Source organism: Peribacillus sp. YIM B13481, assembly GCF_042787985.1.
GTDB lineage: Bacteria > Bacillota > Bacilli > Bacillales > DSM-1321 > Peribacillus > Peribacillus simplex_A.
This window is the reverse complement of record NZ_JBHZPE010000013.1, coordinates 62,431-83,289: the sequence shown is the minus strand read 5'-3', so window position 1 is coordinate 83,289 and position 20,859 is coordinate 62,431. Positions and strand designations below refer to the sequence as shown.

Annotated in this window: 19 protein-coding genes and 3 pseudogenes; 19 read left to right on the top strand and 3 right to left on the bottom strand. The window is 36.3% G+C overall.

Annotated elements, in window-relative coordinates:
• Positions 1-46: 46 nt before the first annotated feature.
• The 11 genes and pseudogenes from ACFX4X_RS10455 to ACFX4X_RS10405 form a co-directional block, all read left to right on the top strand.
• Positions 47-133 (top strand): annotated as a pseudogene (locus ACFX4X_RS10455) (DUF1641 domain-containing protein); the annotation flags it as partial.
• A 441-nt stretch (positions 134-574) separates the two neighbouring features.
• Complete coding sequence (locus ACFX4X_RS10450) at positions 575-1,078, top strand: PCYCGC motif-containing (lipo)protein (protein ID WP_377383271.1); 504 nt, start codon at positions 575-577, stop codon at positions 1,076-1,078.
• Between the two features lie 468 nt (positions 1,079-1,546).
• A pseudogene (locus ACFX4X_RS10445) lies at positions 1,547-2,298 on the top strand (AAA family ATPase); the annotation flags it as partial.
• Positions 2,299-2,620: 322 nt separating this feature from the next.
• The gene (locus ACFX4X_RS10440; protein ID WP_377383269.1) at positions 2,621-2,965 is read left to right on the top strand and encodes a GntR family transcriptional regulator; all 345 of its coding nucleotides are present in this window, start codon (positions 2,621-2,623) and stop codon (positions 2,963-2,965) included.
• Positions 2,962-3,864 carry an ATP-binding cassette domain-containing protein gene (locus ACFX4X_RS10435; RefSeq protein WP_284470718.1) on the top strand — a complete coding sequence of 301 codons (903 nt, stop codon included), beginning with the start codon at positions 2,962-2,964 and terminating at the stop codon, positions 3,862-3,864. Before ACFX4X_RS10440 ends, ACFX4X_RS10435 begins: the two co-directional genes overlap by 4 nt.
• Complete coding sequence (locus ACFX4X_RS10430) at positions 3,845-4,585, top strand: hypothetical protein (RefSeq protein ID WP_377383266.1); 741 nt, start codon at positions 3,845-3,847, stop codon at positions 4,583-4,585. Before ACFX4X_RS10435 ends, ACFX4X_RS10430 begins: the two co-directional genes overlap by 20 nt.
• Positions 4,582-5,274 carry a hypothetical protein gene (locus ACFX4X_RS10425; RefSeq protein WP_377383264.1) on the top strand — a complete coding sequence of 231 codons (693 nt, stop codon included), beginning with the start codon at positions 4,582-4,584 and terminating at the stop codon, positions 5,272-5,274. Before ACFX4X_RS10430 ends, ACFX4X_RS10425 begins: the two co-directional genes overlap by 4 nt.
• Before the next feature lie 944 nt (positions 5,275-6,218).
• Positions 6,219-7,394, top strand: a pseudogene (locus ACFX4X_RS10420) (trans-sulfuration enzyme family protein).
• Positions 7,395-7,593: 199 nt separating this feature from the next.
• Positions 7,594-8,565 (top strand): UV DNA damage repair endonuclease UvsE, encoded by a 972-nt coding sequence (gene uvsE, locus ACFX4X_RS10415; RefSeq protein ID WP_377383262.1) that lies wholly within the window; start codon positions 7,594-7,596, stop codon positions 8,563-8,565.
• 489 nt (positions 8,566-9,054) lie between these two features.
• Positions 9,055-9,627 (top strand): site-specific integrase, encoded by a 573-nt coding sequence (locus tag ACFX4X_RS10410; RefSeq protein ID WP_250211804.1) that lies wholly within the window; start codon positions 9,055-9,057, stop codon positions 9,625-9,627.
• Between the two features lie 75 nt (positions 9,628-9,702).
• Entirely contained in the window at positions 9,703-9,894 is a 192-nt protein-coding gene (locus tag ACFX4X_RS10405) for a DinB family protein (protein ID WP_377383296.1), read from the top strand.
• Positions 9,895-10,248: 354 nt separating this feature from the next.
• Here the strand turns inward: ACFX4X_RS10405 and ACFX4X_RS10400 are convergent, their stop codons facing one another.
• Positions 10,249-10,833: a TetR/AcrR family transcriptional regulator gene (locus ACFX4X_RS10400; protein WP_284470724.1), complete on the bottom strand. Its 585-nt coding sequence runs from the start codon at positions 10,831-10,833 to the stop codon at positions 10,249-10,251.
• Between the two features lie 7 nt (positions 10,834-10,840).
• Entirely contained in the window at positions 10,841-11,593 is a 753-nt protein-coding gene (locus tag ACFX4X_RS10395; RefSeq protein ID WP_377383259.1) for an alpha/beta fold hydrolase, read from the bottom strand.
• Between the two features lie 1,069 nt (positions 11,594-12,662).
• On the opposite strand from ACFX4X_RS10395, the gene fmdA reads away from it, so the two are divergent.
• From fmdA to glaH, 6 genes are all read left to right on the top strand, one after another.
• The gene (gene fmdA, locus ACFX4X_RS10390; protein WP_377383257.1) at positions 12,663-13,841 is read left to right on the top strand and encodes a formamidase; all 1,179 of its coding nucleotides are present in this window, start codon (positions 12,663-12,665) and stop codon (positions 13,839-13,841) included.
• Positions 13,842-13,869: 28 nt separating this feature from the next.
• Positions 13,870-14,142, top strand: a complete 273-nt coding sequence (locus tag ACFX4X_RS10385; protein WP_061463260.1) for a zinc ribbon domain-containing protein — start codon at positions 13,870-13,872, stop codon at positions 14,140-14,142.
• Between the two features lie 548 nt (positions 14,143-14,690).
• Positions 14,691-15,365: a GntR family transcriptional regulator gene (locus ACFX4X_RS10380; RefSeq protein ID WP_061463259.1), complete on the top strand. Its 675-nt coding sequence runs from the start codon at positions 14,691-14,693 to the stop codon at positions 15,363-15,365.
• A gap of 14 nt (positions 15,366-15,379) precedes the next feature.
• Entirely contained in the window at positions 15,380-16,597 is a 1,218-nt protein-coding gene (lhgO, locus tag ACFX4X_RS10375) for an L-2-hydroxyglutarate oxidase (RefSeq protein ID WP_230302683.1), read from the top strand.
• A 29-nt stretch (positions 16,598-16,626) separates the two neighbouring features.
• Entirely contained in the window at positions 16,627-16,968 is a 342-nt protein-coding gene (locus ACFX4X_RS10370; protein WP_377383254.1) for a DUF3870 domain-containing protein, read from the top strand.
• 327 nt (positions 16,969-17,295) lie between these two features.
• A complete protein-coding gene (gene glaH / locus ACFX4X_RS10365) occupies positions 17,296-18,234 on the top strand; it encodes a glutarate dioxygenase GlaH (protein WP_377383252.1) in 939 nt (312 codons plus the stop codon).
• A gap of 205 nt (positions 18,235-18,439) precedes the next feature.
• Here glaH and ACFX4X_RS10360 read toward each other — a convergent pair whose 3' ends face one another.
• A complete protein-coding gene (locus ACFX4X_RS10360; protein ID WP_377383250.1) occupies positions 18,440-18,751 on the bottom strand; it encodes a hypothetical protein in 312 nt (103 codons plus the stop codon).
• An 815-nt stretch (positions 18,752-19,566) separates the two neighbouring features.
• On the opposite strand from ACFX4X_RS10360, the gene ACFX4X_RS10355 reads away from it, so the two are divergent.
• Both ACFX4X_RS10355 and ACFX4X_RS10350 read left to right on the top strand, forming a co-directional pair.
• The gene (locus ACFX4X_RS10355; RefSeq protein ID WP_377383248.1) at positions 19,567-19,839 is read left to right on the top strand and encodes a hypothetical protein; all 273 of its coding nucleotides are present in this window, start codon (positions 19,567-19,569) and stop codon (positions 19,837-19,839) included.
• Positions 19,840-20,078: 239 nt separating this feature from the next.
• Positions 20,079-20,822, top strand: a complete 744-nt coding sequence (locus tag ACFX4X_RS10350) for a uracil-DNA glycosylase family protein (protein WP_377383246.1) — start codon at positions 20,079-20,081, stop codon at positions 20,820-20,822.
• Positions 20,823-20,859 lie beyond the last annotated feature (37 nt).

Sequence of the window (20,859 nt, the reverse complement as noted above, 5' to 3'; positions counted from 1 at the left end):
AAAGTGATGAAAGGCATGCAGGCCGTGGGATTTTTTCAATGGTTAGAAGAAAGGGGACAAAGTGCTGAACATTCTTGCCAGGACAGCAGATACTCCCGAAACGGCAAATACGCTTAAAAATCTCTTTCTCATACTTGACATCGTTCCTTGAATGACCAAGAATTAAAACAAGCGATGACTTTCCTTAGGAGAAGATACAAGCAATTTAGAAAGAAACACCCAATTACCAGAGAATCAGCAATTGTATAAAGCAAATGAAACAGTGGACATAGAACGGCCGATTTCCAGAATGTCCTACGATCCAGTAAGGAACGAAAATAAACGAAAGACCAGCTGGGATTTGGATTACAGCCGGAGTTTCGCTCGTAGCCATTCCGCTTACTTTGTCGAAAAGAAATAAACAGAAGCAAATAAATTGAAAACCTTTTTATTATTTTTATGAGTCCTTATCATGATACGAAGACCCTTATCATATCAATTAAAGGAGACTTATGTACCTTTTGTGAATTATCTTGTAGAAAGTGCATCCCATAACATAAAATGGAAGTATCAAAAATATTCAAGGAGTGTATAAATGAAGACTAAATTAATGACCATGACTTTTGGGATCTGTTGTTCTTTATTACTTTCAGGCTGTTCGAGTGAAGGAGAAAGTGTTGTTCAAAAAGAAAGCAGTCATGAAGGACATCCAGCACATACAGTATCCGGTGACCTTCAGGAAGAGACAGGCAGTAAGGACATAGCACCGGATTTCTTATCTGAAAAACCAGAAGAAATGAAGACCATCTATTTATCTGTTGCTCAAAATAAAGATTTACTAGAAAAAATACCTTGTTACTGTGGTTGCGGGGAATCAGCGAACCATAAAAACAATTACGATTGTTTTATCCATGAGAATAAGAAAAATGGGGAAGTGGTTTGGGATGACCACGGGACAAGATGTGGAGTTTGCTTAGAAATAGCTGCACAATCCATTTTAGATTGGAATGAAGGTATGAGCATTAAAGATATCCGGAATAAAGTGGATGAAAAATACAAAAGTGGATATGCCAAACCGACACCAACCCCTGAGGTTTAAGGATTTGAAAGGTAAAAATAAGTGTTTTCTAGTATAGAAGTAGTTCAAGTACCAGACAGACATCTTAACAAAAAATGGTGCAGTTCAGTTCAAAGTCAGGCAAATACGTTGTTCTGGACGGCAACGTGGAAAAAATATACAGTTATAACTTAACAAAAAACAGAAAGTTGTCTACAGTTATCATAACGCTGGCAGTGGATATGTAATACCCGAGGTGTCACTTCAGGAGTGATTTTGTACTATAAGTAAATATAAAAAAGTCCAATTTCTCAGCATTAAAATTGAGAAATTGGACTTTTTATCGTTACTCCGGAAAAGTGCCCGATTACAGAAGATCTTAATTACGAACATTTCTTTTACGATGTTTCAATAAACTGCTTTATGCTTCCCCTATTCCAATGCCAAGTAGAATTATATAAGGGAGCCTATTAATATTATAGAGATTATCAATCATTTTTTGAAACGTAGGAATATAAGCGATTTGCCGAGTTTTGTGATGCCTATATCAAGTATCAATATAGGCAATTGTTATGGTCTGCCAGGTGTCGGGAAAACACTGTCAGCTAGACATTATGCCCAGTGGGAATATCTCGAGAAGCAAATCAATTATGAAAAAGTTGAATGGATAGATGCTCATGCTGATGAAAAAATCTTAGATTGTCATACACTTTTCTATACTGCCCCACCCGTCATTGCAACGAAATTAACCAGTGCCATTCATGTATTGGGGATGCGATTCAATAAAGTGAAAGACGTCTATCGGGTACGTATTAGTGAGCAAGTAATGAACACTTCTAACGCTTTCGAGGATTCACTTAATTATAGTCGATGAAATCGATCGTTTAAAACTGAAACATTAGGAACAACTTCATGATATCTATGTTCAACATGGCGTAGCCATGATTCATCGGGATTCCAGGGATGGAAATAAGGTTAGCGCGTTAACCTCAGCCTTACTTCCGTATCGGTTTTGCACACGAATTTCAGAAGCTTAGTAAAGACTAGATGTACCATATCTTAGAATACTAATGGGATGAAATCGGTATCTCTATTAATAAAGGGGACCTTTCCGATTATGAGGCACTCACTAACATCATGAAAGTCACAACGGCAATTTTAGACTCATTGATCGGCTATTTACTCAAATTGAACGTATTCTTGAAATCAACCAGCTGACTTCCATTACCACAGAAGTCGTAGAAGCTGCACTAGCTAGCTAGTAATTGGACGTAAATAATGACGAAACCCTGCTAATCTTCTCATGTGAAGGTAGCTGGGTTTTAAAGTTGAATGTGAAAAAATAGCATTTAAAATAAGCGCAAATTATCGCCTAAAGTGACAGATATTTTTTAGAGAATCTCTTTTCTATAACCAAAAAACGATCGTTTATGGAATAAAGTACAAACTGGAACCTAACCATGCAAATAAAAACAGGTATTGTAATATATTCCAAGTTAATATATACTACATTACAACAGTAATGCACCACATCTGAAGGAGGCGGAAACAATTCTAAATACGGATAGTACTAAGCCTATTTATGTGCAAATTGCAGATTGGATTGAATCGGAAATTTTAAATGGCCATTTTGAAAGTGACGAAAAGGTGTACTCACAATACCAATTAGCTGAAATGTATACGATCAATCCTGCAACTGCAGCAAAGGGCCTCAATCTTCTGGTGGACGAAAATATCCTGTATAAAAAGCGAGGACTTGGTATGTTTGTCGCTGGTGATGCAAAAGAAATCATCATCTACAAACGAAAAAACCAAACATTGAAACGATTAGTACGGGAGTTGGTTTTAGAAGCTAATCGATTACAAATAAGTGAAATAGAATTAATCAAAATGATAAAAGTGGCAAATAATCAGGAGGCTGAACAATGAGGGTGATTGAATGTACGGATTTAACGAAAACTTATTTAAGGAAAAATATTTTAGATAAGCTCTCTTTTTCAATTGAAGAAAATAAAATAACGGGATTAATTGGTCGAAATGGAGTTGGAAAAACGACCTTACTTAAAATTATTGCTGGGTTCATCAAAGAAACGTCAGGACAGGTCAAGGTTTTTTCTGAAAGACCATATAACAGCCTGAACGTCTCTATAAACTCCATCTTTGTGGACGACCAAATGAGTTTTCCACCAGCCATACCACTTGGTGAAATATTAACAGTGGCGGGGAACTTCTATCCAAATTGGGATGGGAAATTAGCTAAGCGCTTGCTTGACTTTTTTTCTTTTGATCCAAAATCTTATCATAATCGGCTTTCGAAAGGAAAAACAAGTACCTTTAATATGGTTATCGGCTTAGCATCCCGTTGTCCGTTAACAATTTTTGATGAACCAACTACAGGAATGGATGCGGCAGTAAGAAAGGACTTCTATCGAGCATTGCTTAAGGATTATATTGCTTATCCACGTACTATTATTCTATCTAGCCATCACTTGGATGAAATTGAGGATTTACTGGAAGAAGTGCTACTCATTAAAGCTGGGAAGAAACATTTCCAGATGTCAATCTCTGAGTTAAAGGAATGGGCAATCGGATTAAAAGGAACAACGGAAGAAGTACTTAATTTAACGAATGGAAAGGAAATCCTTTTTAAGGAATACTTAGGTGTGAATACGATGTATGCTGTTGTAAAAAATGATTTTTCTGAGTCCTTACTTAATAAAGCTCGAATTGTAGGAGTGGAAATCTTACCCGTTAAATCAAGTGACTTATGTGTTTACTTAACCAGTGAAACGAAAGGAGGAATTGATGATGTCTTTAACAAAAGTTAATTTGAAGAAAACGATAAAAAAACAATACTTTTTTAAGCTAAAAGCAAATATAGATGCTTATAGTTCACTCATTGGAATCCAGTTATTAGCACTTCTCTTTTCAATTGGTGGTGTTAGCTCAGCTGGAATGGGAGGAAGCAACATTAGTGTTAATATAAAATACTATTCTGCAGATTTAGTCATTGGTTTCACACTGATATGGGCTTTCGTTACAGCGATTACAATAACTGCGAAACCATACAGAAATCATGATTTTACTTTCGTAACCAATCGCCTTAGTAGTAGTCTATCGAATATTCTCTTTTTATTAACGTCAAGTATCGTTGGGAGCATCACTGCCATTCTGGCTGGGAATTTGTTGGAAGTCTTAGCTTATGTTTTTCTTGATGAGCGGATTTATGGCGTTCACGCTGGGCTACAAGAACTTGTTATGGGTATAGGTGTAACAATTTTTTATGTTTTCTTCGTTACCTCCATTGGCTACTTTATTGGGACACTAGTCCAAGTAAGTAAATTGTTTATCATTCTTATTTCTGTTTTGTTATTTGGAACACTATTTCTTGAGGCCTCAATGCAAAAAGAGCCTTTTCTCGTAAGCGTATTTACATTTTATACGATGGAATCGACGCTTTCTCTATTTATTATCAAGGTGGTTGTAACGGTTGCTGTATTTTTTACAGCTGCTATAAGCATCTTGAATCGAATGGAGGTAAGACGATGACCGTTATGACAGCAATATTGCCGTTAGTCATTCTAATTCTTATATTTGGTGTTTTCATTTTTATGGTTAGGTTTGCCGGAAAATTTGCAACTCCCAAAGTAACTCACTGGCTTCTCTTCATCTATATTGGCATACTACTTCTCGGCACGGCTTTTGTCCCTTTCATCATTGATGATTCGATGAGTCAGAAAGGAATGGAAAAAGTGGTGGATACAGACCGGGAATTAAGTGATTTATATTCGAATCTTAATAAGGGAGAGATCGACCAGGTTGATGCTGAGTATTTAATGAAAGAAAAGAACTTTAGTAATTACCAAAATAATACAATAAAGGTCGAATCTAGTAACGGTGACGGTTCGCAGATTTTTGTAGAAAGAAAGACAAATAACGATGACACGATTGAAGCTTTCATTTTTGGCAATGGATTAATAATAGACGGTTATGATTTTTCTAGAAAACTGAAGCCTTATCATCTCGAGTTAATGGATGATACCCTTACCATTAATCTTCCTCAACAACAAGATATTAATCTTATAATAACTAAAGCTGATTTTCCAATACGACAATTTACAGGTGAATCGATCTTAAATCCATCTTTCAGTACCGACCAAGTCGTTTATTTACGAATACCCAATAATCTTGAGTTAATAGCTGATGATCATGTCTTTCTTGAATTTATTGATAAGTAAACGAATGGTTGAGAGATTTTCTTCTCTTTGCATAGAATACAACCATGTTATAAAGTTTGTATGAGAGTACAGAAAATCAAAGACTTTTGAAAAAACGAAGAAAATAAAAAAGTGATAAAGGGTAAGGCAGGACCCCTAACCCTAATAGATAAAAACGGAGTTGTTTTGTGAACTATCAATAAGATTCTGGGGATTTCTCTAACAAGTATAATGCATCATCTAATCCATACTTAAATGCAAGTCATCATAATGATGAAGGAACAGATCTATATTATTCTATTGATTATTATAATGCATTATAAAAGGTAGAAAACACTTTACGAACGTTTGTGTAAAAAGCCATTAACAGAAAATGTTAATATGGATCTATAATAGTAAAAAATGCTCTGGGGTTGTGTCACCAGAGCATTTTCTATTTTAAAGATAGTATTTGTGATAGTAGTAAGAAAGAGCAGAGAAACGGCTTAAGGGTCAAGTTTTTAAAGGGGAAAGGAAATGTTCTTTTATTGTGCAAGTAACACATTCAGAACGAGTGGAAGGGTGTATGAAAAAATAGAGTGGTTGTGAATCATGAACCTGTTTTATAAAATTAAGTACGGATAAATTTTATAGAATAGGGACATACTTTAATAGCCCAGATGAGAGTTAATGGATATACGGATATGGAGTAGACAGGAGAGATTTGTTTTATTCTTATTGAAAGTGTAAAACCATTACCGCCAAAAGATGTTCATTTGCAGCCCACACCTACCTACATTCCTATACCCGTTAATATGGACCGCGAAATACAAATATCCATTAAAGTGAACCGGATTACCACTATACAATTAACTTCTTATATTATTGAAACCAAAGAATTGGATAAAGCAGGGGGCTTGATTTGATCCTAAAAGGGTAATCACTTTTAAAACTACTCATAAAAAGGTAAATAGAAGGAGGAAACCATGCAGAATCCTGAGAACTTCTTTAGTGATCAAGAAATTTGTATGCACTTTGATACGGGGTCCGATCTGTTTGGTGGAGCGATCATTCCTCCAATATTCGGGAATTCTTTATTTGTCTACCCCACACATGAAGAGTTTGTCAAAGCAGAAAATGATCAACAAAATCATTATGTATATACACGAGGGACTAACCCAACTGTTGAAATCGCCGAAAAAAAATTAGCCGCATTGGAGCAGGGGGAGCAATGTAAATGTTTTGCTTCAGGAATGGCTGCGATTACTGCAGCAATTTTCAACAGTGTAAAAGCCGGAGACCATGTGTTATGTATAAGTAATATATATAAATCCACAATGGATCTGTTAACTTATTTGCAGAAGTTTGGGATTAACCATTCAGTTGTTTACTCGACTGTGAAGAAAGATATCGAGAGAGCTTTCATGCCAAATACAAAATTAATATACCTGGAAAATCCGACAGATTTGAATCTCAAACTTGTCGATCTTAAGGTTATTGGTGATATGGCAAGGTCTGGTGGTGTTCGTACGATCATTGATAATACATGGGCCACCCCCCTTCTTTCAAAAGCCTTTAACTTATGGGATTGATATTGTGTTCATTCCGCATCTAAATACTTAGGAGGACATAGTGACTTGTTAGGCGGTGCATTAATTACTAGTGGTGAAGTAATGAAGGATCTTTTTAATAAGGAGTATTTATTGTTTGGTGGAACGATGGGGCCGCGCGAAGCCTCACTATTGTTGCGGGGATAGCAAACATTGCCATTACGTATGAAAGTACATCAAGAAAACGCTAAGCAAATCGCAGGTTTCCTTTCTTCCCATCCAGCTGTATCAAGGGTAAATTACCCTGGACTTCACTCGCCGCGTAATACAGAAATAAATAATCAACAGCTAACTGGCTTCTCGGGTTTATTGACTTTCGAACTTAAAAGTGCAAATTATGAACCAGTAAAGGAAGTGATAAACAAAGTAAGGATCTTTAAAATTGGCGTGTCCTGGGGTTCTTTCGAGAGTCTTATTATGTCTCCAAACTTAGGTAACAATGCTGACAATCTAATCAAGGAACATGTAAGCCCTGGGTTAATTCGTCTCTCTGTAGGAATGGAACCAGCAGAAAAATTAGTCGCAGATCTTGAACAAGCACTAGATTTATGAGATCTCTGTTTGCAGGATAACCTGAAATGTATCATCCTTTTGACACTAGAATGGGGAATTACTTAAGTAATAACTGGCATTTGTTTATGCGATCTATTTTTTATAATTGCTGTTAGAGATGGATTTTTTCCCATATGGATTTATTAATGATTTAATGGGATACTTCCAATAAACAAAAAAATGTAAAGGAGATATCCATTTGACATTAATCCGACTAGGTTATGTAGCCATGAGTACTCATGTGCCAAACTGTTCACCATCGCAAACGATGACTTTTACTCAGTTTTCGAAAATTAAGGACAAAGATGCGGCGATAAGGAAACTTGAACGCATTTCGATTTCCAATCTTCATAATTGTTGGCGTTTACTGATTCATAACGAAGCTAATAATATTCAATTCTTTAGACTTTCTTCTAAACTCATACCTTTAGCCAATCATCCAGAAATCCCAGAGTGGGACTACATAGATCCTCTTTTGGAGGAACTTGCCAAATTAAAATCATTTATTACAAATCATCCAAAAATAAGGATAGATTTTCACCCAGATCATTACGTCATCTTGAATAGTTCAAATATAGATATAATGAAGACATCATTAAGAACATTAAGGATGCATTATACTTTATTGGAGAAAATGGGGATTAACCCTGAGCATCGCTGTGTTCTGCATGTTGGCGGCGGTTATGGCGAACATGTACAGGCTTTGGAGCAGTTTATTCATAATTGGGGGTTGATTCCTGAATCGATTCAAAGAATGGTCATTCTCGAGAATGATGATACTACCTTTACTTTGACGGAAACACTTTACTTATGTGAGAAATTGGGGATTCCTATAGTTTTTGATTATCACCATTACCTCGCACATCGGTTACCAAGTGAAAATTGGAAAGATCATTGGGACCGAATATTAAATACCTGGAGTAATTCCAAACTACCTCCTAAAATGCATATTTCAAGTCCAAGGTCCGATAAAGAATTTCGAGCACATGCTGACTTTGTGGATACAGGAATCTTCATGGATTTTTTGCAACAAATTAAGGGGAGTTTACCACAATTGGATTGTATGATTGAAGCAAAACAAAAGGATGGAGCACTTTTCCAGTTGATGGATCAGCTGCAAGTTTACAAAGATATAGAGATCATTGATGGAGCCAGTTTTTATATTCATTAATAAATTGAGGTGATTTGATAAAGAGGGTGCATAAGATTCTCTTTATCAAATGTAATTAATAATAATTGAAGATATTGTTTACATAACATAGTTATGGTCAATCGAATTGATTTTATAAAAATGAACAATATGATTAAATGATAGAAATATTCAAAAGTATACATTAACTTACAAAAATATTAAAAAAGACAAAAAAACGATCTTCATATTTAGTTTTTAAAGCCGTTGTTTTAAATCCATAGAGTCATTAATCAAAACTGTCTTAAAAACGCTATATGGGTCTATACAGACGTTTAAAGGACGTTGATAGATTTTAAGGGCTTATTGGGTGATTTCGCAAGAATATTCCGAATGTAACAAAGGACCTCTATTGATACATTCGAAATCGCGTTAAATCAAGGTTTATAAGGGTATTGAAATTAAAAAAACTTGCCTTTTTTTCGCCTGTTCACGTACAATGAAAGAAGGGGAAAGGGGAATGAGACATTCATGCAAGCGACCTCTCAAAGAATCAAGAATGTCCAGCCGATACGCCGGCTCGATCACATAGAAAAGATGAAAAAGTCACTATTAAAATATTGCAGCTACAGGGATTATATGATGTTTTCAATTGGGATAAATATCGGTTTGCGTATAGGGGATCTTTTACAATTGCGAGTGAAAGATATCCTAGAAGGCACGCATATAGTCATTGTGGAGCAAAAGACAGATAAAATTAAACGGTTCATCGTCAATCCTCAACTTCGTAAGGAAGTAAAGAAGTATGTCCGGAAAATGAACCTGAATAATGAACAATATTTATTTCCAAGTCGAAAAGGGAATGGACCGATCACTAGGGTACAAGCCTACCGGGTCTTGAACAAAGCAGCTGAAATGGCAGACATTCCGGATGTAGGTACACATACCTTAAGAAAAACTTTCGGTTATTTGCATTACCAAAAATTCAAGGATATCGCATTACTGCAGCAAATCCTAAATCACTCCAATCCAAAAGATACGATGATTTACATAGGTCTTACACAAGATTTAATGGACGAAACATTAATGGATTTCTATTATTAACTGACCGGGCCGATTTATAGCCGACAAGTATTACTCAGTTTGTTATTGGTTACCACATTCCTATAATAGGGAGGTATTCCAGCGCAAACATTATTTCGATATAACTGGATGGTTAAAGAAGACTGGTCTTTAATCGGAGAGATGAAAGAGGAAGAGCTTCTCCGTTCCACAACTAGCGGAGTGGGGGACATAATCCAAACACTTTTCCATTTAGTTGATGTAGAAAGGAGTTGGATACGCCTTTTACAAGGGAAAAAACCTCACTGAGAGTTTTGAAAATTACAAGAGTTTGGATCAAGTAATGAAATTGGACGCTGTTTTTCGTACGGAAGTGAAGGGCTTTGTATACAATTGGAATAAGAACTTGGAAAATAAATTATTTTATGACACAGTAACAAATGGGAAAATTGTAACTGATACTTGGGGTGAGCGAAAGTGTCATAGTTTTTATCATTTTGATCGGAGAATAACCAGCCAATATCGGGTCAAGATATTAGCTGGTTATTTGTAATGAACACTTAGCTGTGAAAAGAGCGCAATTTTTCACTCCAGAAAAGCGCCCAGTTGTTGAAGGATCCTTGTTTAAACTTTATTCAAGGTAAGCGGCTTTTAAACGATAGACTAGTTACAAAACTCCCTTATAATCTGCTTCTTTATTTCTTCTATCGGAAACTTCTGTGGATAGGTAGATATCATCAACATAATACCTTGGAGCACAGATGAAAAATATAACGATCGTTTCCTCGGCTCCTTTTCTCCCATTATTTCAAATATTTTGCATTGCAACTCAAACTGTCTAGTGTTTTCCTCGATAAGGAGATGATTGTATTTAATCAACTCTTCATCAGCCTCTGGCTGTGTTTGCAAGTGCAGATAGAACCGGTGGACTTCCGGTTTTTTCTGGATATTATCAATGGCACCATGGACTATATGTTCAAGCTGTTCAAGAGGTGTATTTAAGGTGAACGCTTCTTCCATGACTTCAACCACTTCCTTGATTCTGGCCTCGACCATTTCAGAAAGCAGTTCTTCTTTTCCTTTGTAATAGTTATAGAGTAACCCTTTAGAAATACCCGCCTTCTTGGCTATATCGCTTATAGAAGTAGCGTAATATCCTTGTTTCATAAATAACTCCATGGCTGCAGTACGAATTTTTTCTTTGGATGCTTGGCGAATACGGTCATTCTCTTCGGGTGTACGTGGCATTTTAACTTCAATCCTCCATAAAGGCAGTGAATTCTTGATATAAAACTTCAGAATGGGTGAGGGGCAGCATATGATCGGCATCCTCTAGTTCGATGAAACGGATGTTTGGAACCTTACGGAAACAATCGGCAACTCGAAAATTGTCTGCCAAGTCTTTTTTGCCAATAAAAAATAAAGTTTCGGGGTTCAATTCTTTTAATTGTTCCATTGCTGGCGGCTGAGGCCATTTCATACAGAAATCAGCGGGCCACTTAAGCATGCGCCCGAAATGATGCCTGAGCATTTGAACAGTGAGATCTTTGTGCGGACTATCGATAACAACCTGGTAAGTTGGTGAATGAAGGGCAAGCTCCAACATCTTATCTATATTGGGGGCACTTTCTAATATCTTGGCATGATATTGTTCAAACTCCTTTGAATAGGGAAAACCTGTTAAAGAAGGAGCGATTAATACAAGTTTCGATACTCTTTCAGGGTAATTAAGAGCGAAATCAGTTGCAATCTGTCCGCCCATGGAATGGCCTATAATCGTTGCCTGATCAAGTTCCAGGTAATCCATTAGAGCCAATACATCTTCAACATAGTTTGCATGTTTTATTGGGGATGGTGATTTACCGGCACCACGACCATCAAAAGCAATCACTTTGTAATCCTTAGATAAAAGAGATGCCAAAAATGTCCATTGCCTCAAATCAGCACCACCACTATGAATAAGAACAACCGGAAGACCATTACCAGTAATCTCGAAATATAAATCCAATACAACCCCTCCGATTTTTACTGAATTTTCAGTATTATTTTATTATTGAATGAACATTTAGTCAATAGAAAACGCAATTTAATTTCGCAAAATCGCCCGTTCTCTAAAATAACATAACTGCCATGTTATTATAAACCATTATCAAAAATCAGTATTTTTGTAACGATTGATTACTGAATCGACAGTATAGAACATTCTGTTAAAGAGATAGTCTCAGCAACCGGAATATCTCAAGGTTCTCTATATAAGGCAATAAATCGATGAAAACTGAAAGAAATAAACGAATAAGGAGTATTTTATTAGTCTCCATATTTACTTTGCGGTCCAGAGCAAGAACCATGTCATTAAGTCTTGTTGAACAACTAATGAATTAGCTGATCTCAGAAATGAATAAACAGGCCTCATTAAGTAGTTACCATAATATAATTATGGTAACTACTATTCCTGATTTATTCTACTATTCATAAAAAAACCTATAATTATAGGGTTCCAGACTGTAGACAATCTTCAACTAAAGAAAGGTTTTTCTTTTTTTAATGAACTCTGGCAATCAACGCCAATGTTGAATAATATTTATCAAAGTATAAGAAGGAGAGGATGCTCTGTCTTTTAAAACTAAATTTCGTGTAAAATCCTTATTTTAGAGGAAGAATCTCAGGGGAAATTCAATATTATAAAAAGGCATTCTGTTGAGGAATGCCTTTTTTATAATATTATTCAGGATTTTTCAAGTTATTAGTTAAAAAATTTACCTTTGCTCAACGGGAATAAATAGGGGGATTTTAAAATAAACCTATTTATCTATTGAATCAATAGGTTGTTCTAATCTCATATGAATTAATAACAAAGAACAAAATGGAGCGTGCACCTTTAAAAGCTAAGTAAAAACGATCAATTCAACTAAATTTTAAAAACATTCTTAATATTACTTTACTCACTTCATCAAGATTAAGTTCATTAAACCCAACTGTTATAATATTAATAATTTGACTATATTTGTTAAAAATACTATTATGAAAACGCATACATAGTTTAACCTCATAGATTAATAGATTGAAGGAGGAGTAACATGCCTAAAACTTTGTTTCAACTGGATCTTAGTAAACCGATGGAGCAACAAGCACACCCGGGGCATAATCGTTGGCATCCGGATATTCCCGCTGCTTTTTCAGTAGAGCTGGGCCAATCGTTTCGTATGGAGTGTAAAGATTGGACGGATGGACAAATTAGCAACAATGACGATCCTCGTGACATTAGGGATGTTATTTTGCCGCGAGTTCATGTATTAAGCGGACCGGTTTATGTAAATGGAGTGGAACCGGGTGATTTATTAGTTGTTGATATTTTGGATATCGGTGCGTTTGCTGAGTCTGAATGGGGTTTTAATGGAATTTTCGCCAAAGAAAATGGAGGAAGTTTTTTAACAGAACATTATCCGGAAGCAGCGAAATCTATCTGGGACTTTGAAGGAATTTATACGACTTCAAGGCATGTGCCAGGTGTTAAGTTTGCCGGACTTATCCACCCTGGGTTAATTGGTGTGGCGCCTTCAATGGAGCTTCTGCAAGAGTGGAATAAACGAGAAAATGAATTGAAGATGACAGATCCCGACCGTGTACCTGAACTAGCAACTTCTCCTCAAGCAGAGCATGCAGTGCTAGGCACGTTAAAAGGAGCAGAATTTGATCGGGTGGTCAAAGAGGGAGCCAGAACCGTGCCTCCAAGGGAAAATGGAGGAAACTGTGACATTAAAAATTTATCAAAAGGTTCAAGAATTTTCTTCCCAGTATTTGTGGACGGAGCAAAACTTTCGGTAGGTGACCTCCATTTTTCACAAGGAGATGGCGAAATTACATTCTGCGGCGGGATTGAAATGGCGGGATGGATTGATCTTCGTGTCGACGTGATTAAGGGAGGTATGGAGAAATATAAAATTAAAGACAATCCTGTCTTCAAACCTGGTCCGGTTGAACCAAATTATTCCGATTATTTAGTGTTTGAAGGCATTTCGGTAGATGAGTTTACAGGAAAGCAACATTATTTGGATGCACATATTGCATACCGCCGAGCTTGCCTGAATGCAATCGAATATTTGAAAACACTCGGTTATACAGGAGAGCAGGCATATATGATATTAGGTACAGCGCCTATTGAAGGCCGGATAAATGGTATCGTCGACATCCCTAATGCGTGTTGTACCGTGGCCATTCCGACCCAAATATTTGATAAAGATATTAATCCAAAGTAATAAATAGATGGATGAAGGGGGAATTTCCTTGCCTAGTTACACCTTTAACTGCAGTCAATGCGGTGAGTTCACACTATTCTTTAAGTCAATGGCAGGCAATAAAGGAACAGCGCAATGTCCGGGCTGCCATCAAGGGGCTTCCCGTGTCTACCAACCACCCAATTTATTTTCTAATTCGAAGGAAATACGCACCCGTATTGAACGGGGGATGGAGCCTCGTAGAATGACAAAAGAAGAATTAGGGCCAAAACAAAGTAAAAGGAAACCACAAGTCAGTCGTCCATGGCAAGTTGGGCAGTAGGCAAAGACGATTTCTCCTATAAACACTTAAAAAAGCACAAAAAGGAAGATCAAATTCCTTTTTGTGCTTTTGGTTTTTATTTAAAGGGATAAAAGGTAACATCTAAGATTTCACCGCGATTTTTTGTATCACATTGCGATGAAAATACGATTCATGCTTACTTAATTCTGCTTCGGTGGTCATTACTTAAAATAGTTACTAGCATCTACTAATTCAAGCTGTTCCAGTACTTCTGGTTGAATTTCTTTAATAGAGGAACAAGAAACTAATCCTTCTGAAACGTAACCAATTAAATAATCCTTTAAAATCACGAACATAATTAAAGAGGGTGAGGGATGCTCTGATATCCAGTTTGGCATCTTGTTTAAATAGTTAAATATAAACAGGTGACACAAATTATAATCAGATGTGAATTAGATGTTTACTTAATATATTGTATCCAGAGTTTTTTTTATTGGATACAATATATTTAATTTTTTAGTGTTGTAATCGCTTTATATAGTTGATATAGTTAAAATTGTATCCAATATTGAAAGGTGGACGCTTAATTGGATAATGTTAATTCCGATCGAGATAAATCAACCATCGTTAAAAATGTAACCAAAAGCCTTAGGAATGCGATTTTGAATGGGACGTTGAAAAAGGGGGAGCGACTCATCCAAGAGGAGTGGGCAGATCGCCTGGAAGTTAGCAGAATGCCCATTCGTGAAGCCCTTACACAGCTTCAAATGGAAGGCTTGGTGGAAATGGTTCCTCATAAAGGAGCAGTCGTCACACCTATTACCCGGGATGATATTGAAGAAATTTATCATACCAGGTCCCTGCTTGAAGGGCTTGCCGTGGAAAAATCGCTTCCTTATTTAACAAAGGAGGATAAGGAAAAATTAAAAGGTATTTTGATTGAAATGGAAGGAATTCAGTTATCTGATGAAACCAATGAGCATTATATCCTTTTAAATGCGGCTTTCCATGAAACCCTCCGCAAAGGGTGTCCATGGCCAAGGGTTCAAAAAATGGTAGAGACACTCGGTATCTCACCCATTGCGCCGAATTTGCTGATTGATTATTATCCAGAAACGCAAAGGGAACACCGGATGATATATGAAGCGGCACTAAGAGGGGATCCTGCAGAACTAAGGGCAGCAGTAGAGTTTCACATTTTACGAACTAAGAATAATTTAATTACGTATATGGAGTTGCTGAATACTAAAAATCATCAATAAAAGGAGTGTTAATTGTGTATGATTTTGCAATTGTTGGTGGGGGAATAGTAGGTTTATCGACGGGAATGGCACTTTATCAGCGTTTTCCTAATGCTAAAGTGGTAGTCATTGAAAAAGAGGCCGTTGTTGCAGATCATCAAACGGGGCATAACAGCGGCGTCATCCATTCAGGAATTTATTATAAACCAGGCAGTTTCAAGGCACGGTTTGCCCGTCAAGGAAGCAAATCAATGACGGAATTCTGCCGGATGCATGGAATTGAACATGATATTTGCGGAAAGGTCATTGTTGCAACAAAGCCAGAAGAGTTGCCCCTTTTGGATGATTTATATTCACGCGGTTTGCAAAATGAGCTAGCTATACAACGAATCGGTGTGGACGAGTTAAAGGAAATCGAACCACATGTCAATGGACTTGGTGCGATACGCGTCCCGCAAGCAGGCATCGTCAATTATCGTCAGGTAAGTGAAAAGATGGCGGATATCATTCGGGGCAACGGCGGTGAAATCAAGCTGAATACAAAGGTGGAGAAGATTGACGAGAATTTTGATGATGTCATCATCGAAACGAACAATGGTACCATTAAGTCAAGGATAGTCATTAATTGCGCAGGGTTGCACAGTGACCGTATCGCAGCTGCTGCGGGGTATAAAACTGATATGAAAATTGTCCCGTTTCGCGGTGAGTATTTTAAACTGAAGCCCGAAAAGCGCTTCCTTGTCAACCATTTAATTTATCCGGTACCTAACCCGAAATTCCCATTTTTAGGGGTTCATTTCACACGGATGATTAGCGGGGAAGTAGATGCTGGACCAAATGCTGTACTAAGTTTCAAGCGGGAAGGTTATAAAAAAACCGACTTCAATGCGAAAGATTTAACTGAAGTTTTAAGCTATAAAGGTTTTTGGAAGCTGGCTAGTAAATTCATGAAGGAAGGGATGGATGAGTATGTCCGCTCTTTTAGTAAAAAGCAATTTACGAAAAGCCTGCAGGAATTAATTCCGGAAATTCAAGAAGATGATTTAATCCCTGCACCTTCTGGAGTGCGGGCCCAGGCGTTACAGGATGATGGTAATATGGTGGATGATTTTCATATTATAATGGGGAAACGGACCATTCATGTATGTAATGCACCGTCACCTGCTGCAACAGCCTCAATTGAAATTGGAAAAGAGGTTGTTAACCGGATTCCGGAACAATCACACTTATTGGAAGCTGTATTGACAAAATAAAATTCGTTAAAGAGAGAGGAAGAAGCCTCATGTTCAATGGTAAAACAATTTTCATTGCAGGTCATGCACGTTTACCTCAAGGAATGGCAGCGAAAAGTGTCTTTGAAACATTGACCATCACTGCAGAAATCGATGCTAAATATGGGGTTGTCCTGGAAGCCTCTTGTACATTGGCAACAGAGCATGGCCGGGAATTCATTGGGCGTTTGTTAAAAGGGACCAGTCTAAATGATGGTGTTAATGACGCGATAGAATCGATTCAAACTTATTATCGGGGGAAAGCGGCTAATGCATTGATTGCTGCCTTAAAGGACCTGGATCTCCATTTTCAGCAAATTAAAGCAGGAGAAAAAACGAAACTACCAAGTTAGTAATATAATTTATCAGAATAATTTGTAAAAACCATTGACAATTTTACTGAAAAACGTTTAAATGGAATTAAGCCAATATTATGACATTAACACCTTTTGGAAAATACCATTTCAGAATCGTGTAAAGATCTTAATGATTGGAAACAGGAAAAATAAATCATACATAACTGCATATTCGCTGTGACTCTATTTGCATAGAGCAGTGAAGTGAATATAAGCCAGTTGTACAGTTGGACTCCTATTTTATTTGGGGATCATGTGCGACTGGCTTTTTATATTTCCTGTTAATTTTTTCATCCATATAACAAATAACAGGAGGAATTATTCATGAGCATTGCAGAAAAAAAGAGAGTTAAATTTGAAAGGAAAACAGAAAAATATGAGGTGAAAGTCCACCCTCAAACCAGCCGATTGTATCATATTGAAATTTCTAAAGAAGCAATTGCCGCATTTTTAGAAACGGCATTGAAGGATTCTCAGTCTGTTCAACATCTGGAATATACACCATACGCAAGACTCATCGTTGCATCATATCTATTGGATCAAGTAGGAGAAGACTTTGGTGAAGTGCTTAGGAACATCGTTCATGATCGGGATTCCGGCGGGTTCACCCTCGGCTTGGAAGGTGTCACTGAAAATACAGATGAATATGTCATTTTTGCAACGGCCATTTCATACTTGCTTGGAACACCTAACCATGATGCGATGTCAGGAAAATATTATGCACGTTTTAGTGTTCAAGACACGGATAGCAGCGATTCATATTTACGTCAAGCCTATCGTTTATTTACACTTCATACAGACGGAACTTTTGTAGATGAACCAACGGACTGGTTACTAATGATGAAGATGATCGAACAAAATGCCAGCGGTGGCGAATCTCGCTTATTGCACCTAGACGATTGGAAAGAGCTTGATATGTACGTTAATCATCCATTATCAAGTCAAAAATTCACGTATAAGGCTCCAAAAAGCAAGAACATTGATCAGGAGATTGAAAGATTGACTTTCTTCAATCATAATAACAAGCCTGGTGTATGTTTTATCGATCAATTTGTTTATCCTGAATCAATTGAACAAGCAAAATACTTACGGGATTTTTCAAATTCATTAGAAAACGATGAAAGTGTAGTTGAACTGGAACTGCCTGTTGGAGATTTAGTTGTCGTCAACAATATTTTTTGGCTTCACGGCCGCGCTGCATTTGAAAAAGATCCGAACCTGAACCGTGAATTACTACGTCAGCGCGGAAGATTTAATCAATAGTTTCATTTTGTAAACCCAAATGTTTTTCTCCATCCCCAAATACCATTTAAAGATAAATTCTTTTCCACTCTTTGATTGGAAAGCAATTTATCTTTTTTTTGCAAGGTTCTATTAAAGATTAATGTTTTTAATTTGAAGTGAAAAAAGAGGACCTTAAACAATTGTTTCTCTAGTTATTCATCTTGAACTCAAAGTTTAATCTATTCTATATTTTCATTAATCTTCCTGCTTCATCATTCAAACCTAATTTAACCATTTCATTAATGATCCATTCTTTTAACTCTATCTTGTCTGAAATTAAGTAAGTAAATTGAGCATCTCTTATGAAAGCCAGTTTGCTTTCCATTGTTGCTGAATTAAAAAAAGATTTCACGTCTTCCAAGGTAATCTCCATATCTTTTTCAAGTTTGTATTTGATATGTTTCCTATTCATACGGCCTAAAGATACTATGCCTATACCATCAAGAGTCGATAACATTGTTTGTTGCTCTCTTGCTGTCATTACTTCTTTTTCCACATAATGATATACATTCTCTATTATTTTGCATCCAATTGTGGATCTTATCTTTTCTACTACATAGTTTGCTTGTTCTTCATTTTCCTCATCTACTTATTTTTTTAGTTCTTTGAACAAACTAATATACTGTTCCTCTTCTTTAATTAAATTAATGTTAGGAATTGTAGTGGCATCTTTCATGTACAAACTAAGCTAACAAACTACCTTATATTCCTTGCTACAATTTTTATAGGTGTATCAAAATCCATTGGACTGATACATACAATAAACGCATTCTCCAAATTAGATACCATTCCAAAATCGGTTAGGAAGCCATAATGAATGCCGCCACAACCTATATTTGCAAACGGAATGACATCGTAGGGAGTCATTTCATAAGGTGAGAAGTCTACTTGTAAACAAAGGCTTAAATCACCTAATGAGTATCCTTCTTATTCAATAACCTCCTCTAAATTCTGGAGCATTTCAAAGGTTGGCGGCATTTTCAAGTACTTTCCAAGATAACTCATACTTTTCTCCTCTAATTTTGCGCCTTGAGATAATTTAAGGATAGCTCACACACTAAAATTTTACAATTATTTGCTATCAGATGGTATAGTTCTCCTAAAAAGCAACAAAAATTATTGAACAATTCTAAAATAAAAAATGACTTCCACCATAGCAAGTTGCTCTTTTATCGTAAAATTCTTTTACGGTGGCTGTTATTAACATTATTAAACTCACAATGGTTTCACTTGAATTTTTAGGAAAGGTAGTTCAAGATTGGAAGGTGGTTAAATTAATGAACTTTTAAACTATTTTTATGGGGAGAAAAAATGGATAAATTTAGAAATCATTTGTATTTAAATATGTTTTTTGGAACTATTGGTATAGTTCTAATCGGTGTAGGTGCTTTGAAGTATCAAGTTGTAATGGATGATTTTGAAGGATACATCATTGCCTATACTGGTTTTTTATTTACTGTCGGTTACATAAATTACTTAGAAAAAAAAGCTGGAATAAGCAATAAAATAATTTGGGTTAAAGCGGGCATCTCTATTGCTCTATTTTTAATTATTTCTTTTACTTTACATATCTTATCCTTTTAACAGGGTCCATAACGACTATTAAGGTTGTAGAGGAACGTAAGAAGTAGCATTTGTCAGTTGAAAGTATTTCCTATAAATGGATATCTGAGAAAAATCATCCGTAAAGAAAAACAACAATAATTGAACATCATCAAAAATATGCTTTTAAAAATACTCTGCTAAAGGGTGTTGTTAGGTATGTTAGTTAAACAAAGAGAGATATAATATGAATTAAAATTCATGAAAAAAGGAGATAGTTTATGGGGATCGCTAATTTTTCTAATTTTACGCACTTTAAGGACTTAATTAATGCTTTACCTGCTGCCTATACAGATGAAATGATACAAAGCGAGCAATTTTTGCTTGAAAGAGATGAAAAGAAAAAACTCGAAATTTATTACGCACCTTTCGAATATGTAAATGAACTGGCCAAAGTGGTAATTGTCGGAATCACTCCTGGTTTACATCAAATGAAAAAATCGTATTCTACCGTAATTAACTTAGAGGACATACATAGCGATGAAGAGATCCTACACGAAGTAAAAAAGAATTCCAGCTTTGAAGGATCGATGAGAAAAAATTTGATTCAAATGTTAGATGAGCTTGGGTTACACATATACTTAGGCATATCGTCCACTCTGGACCTTTTTAAAGAAGCTAGTCACATCGTTCATACCACCTCTGTTTTAACCTATCCTGTCTTTTATAACGGGAAAAATTACAACGGAACAACTCCGAACATATTAAAGACCGAGTTGCTTAAAAAAAATATAATGGAAGGCTTTGCTACCGAAATAGGTGCCATCGATCGCCCGCTCATTATTCCTTTAGGCGTTAATGTTTCCAAGGTATTAAACTATTTAGCGGGTCAAGATTATTTAGATTCAAACAACATACTTCTAGGGTTTCCTCATCCATCTGGAGGAAATGGTCATCGACATAAGCAATTTGCAGAAAATAAAGAGCAAATGCAAATGATGTTACATCATTATTTTTCGAAATAAATGAGATAAAAAGGTAATGCACTCTGTCCTATCTTGA